The sequence below is a fragment of the Vibrio sp. 1557 genome, from assembly GCF_033340175.1.
GTDB classification, from domain to species: domain Bacteria; phylum Pseudomonadota; class Gammaproteobacteria; order Enterobacterales; family Vibrionaceae; genus Vibrio; species Vibrio alginolyticus.
In genome coordinates this window covers 1-1,313 of sequence record NZ_JAWOVZ010000150.1, presented here as the reverse complement: position 1 = coordinate 1,313, position 1,313 = coordinate 1, and the positions used below count along the sequence as shown (strand labels likewise).

1 protein-coding gene is annotated in these 1,313 nt (G+C 49.3%); it reads left to right on the top strand.

What is annotated here, in order from left to right:
* The coding region (locus R7070_RS25415) for a diguanylate cyclase domain-containing protein (RefSeq protein WP_318141413.1) at positions 1-1,313 on the top strand (1,313 nt) is incomplete at both ends.

Below are 1,313 nucleotides of genomic sequence, written 5' to 3'. Positions count from 1 at the left end.
TTCAATGAGTTTCTACGCGTCATCAAGAAGAACACCAAAGCATCGGTCTTTATCATGGATCAAGAACACCGATTAGTGGCACATTCTGGCCCAGGAAGCGTAGTGTCTTGGGGCACAAAGTTTTCGGATAAAGGCCAACGCTTGTTCGCCTCTGAAAGCGCAGACCCGATCATCAAAATCAGCGCCTCCCGCGTGCGTGGTTTTGACTTGTACCATACAGACCAACCGTACACGTTTGAGTTTGACCACAGCGGCCAACGTATTTTTAGCCGCATCACGCCCTACTACGATCCAAACGGTCTAACTTGGTTCATCGGCACTTCTATCTCGGAATCGGATTTGCTTGGCCTCTTACCGAAAAGCCAAGAGAAAAGCTGGATTGTTGGTATCGTCGTCAGCTTGTTTGGTATCGGCTTTAGTTGGGTCATATTCGAACGCGTGACTCGACCAATCAACGCCACTGCCGATGCGGCTCAACACCTAGCAAATGGCGATTGGGATAGCTCAATGCCCCAACCTGGCCGTGTGTACGAAACGACCGTGCTCGCAAAAGCCTTTAATGAAATGGCCAGCAACCTCAAAGCCTCATTTAAGGCGCTGCGCGATCAGCTAGTGTATGACTCATTAACTCGACTCTACAGCCGCCAAGGATTAATCGAAATCTGCGAAAACAAACCCAATTTGTGTCACGGTAGTTTGTTCTTATTGGGGATCAACAAATTTAGAGATATCAACGACAGCGTGGGACACCACAATGGTGATCAGCTGTTGGTTAGCATCGCAGAAAGGCTGAAGCAACAATTCCCAGACAACACCATGCTGGCCCGAATTGGTGGCGATGAGTTCGCTCTGTTTATGCCAGATATGGATAAAGACGAAGACATCCGTTTAACAGAACGTCGCCTACAACAACTGTTCGCAGCACCATTTATGGTTGAAGGTGAAAGCGTGGTGATGAAGATCTCACTAGGGATTGTGCAAACCAAGCATGGTGAGAACATGCCGCTTTGGCTACGCAATGCCAGCATTGCTCTGAGCTACGCGAAGCAAGATCCACTGACGGGCATTTGTTACTACAGCCCAGAACTCGCGAGCGCATCGAAGTTTCGTACTCAACTGCTCACGAAGATGCAAACGGGCATCGACAAGCGCGAATTTGTGCCTCATTATCAGCCGATCATCGATCTCGCGAGTGGTAACGTATGTGGCGCCGAAGCCCTAGCTCGCTGGAATAGCGAAAGCGGTATGATCTCACCATTAGATTTCATCCCAATCGCGGAAGAAAGCGGCATGATCAAAGCCATTGGCCAACA